This is a genomic window from Paenibacillus xylanexedens (assembly GCF_007676705.1).
GTDB lineage: Bacteria > Bacillota > Bacilli > Paenibacillales > Paenibacillaceae > Paenibacillus > Paenibacillus xylanexedens_C.
This window is the reverse complement of the sequence record NZ_VEBF01000546.1, coordinates 1-246: the sequence shown is the minus strand read 5'-3', so window position 1 is coordinate 246 and position 246 is coordinate 1. Positions and strand designations below refer to the sequence as shown.

Annotated in this window: 1 protein-coding gene; it reads left to right on the top strand. The window is 52.0% G+C overall.

The window, feature by feature from the left end; translation table 11 throughout:
• On the top strand, positions 1-235 hold a 235-nt coding region (locus tag FS628_RS31765; RefSeq protein ID WP_186328071.1), incomplete at its 5' end, for a hypothetical protein.
• Between the last annotated feature and the right edge of the window lie 11 nt (positions 236-246).

Here is a 246-nt window from a genome sequence, read left to right as displayed (position 1 = left end):
GTGTTTTTGGTTTGGGCATCTTGGGCAGGATAAAGGTAATGGTGATAAAGGGAATTGGGATGAGAAGAGGCAGGGGATAGAAGGGGGGAGGCGAGGAGATGGAAGGGAGTTGAGGAGGAAGGAGGGGAAATGGGAGTGGGAGGGGGATGATGAGGAGGGGATTGGTGGAGAGGTTGATGTTGAGGAGGTAATCGATGAGAGGTGGAGAGAAGGGGAAGGGGAGCTTAACATTTAGGAGGTAGATGA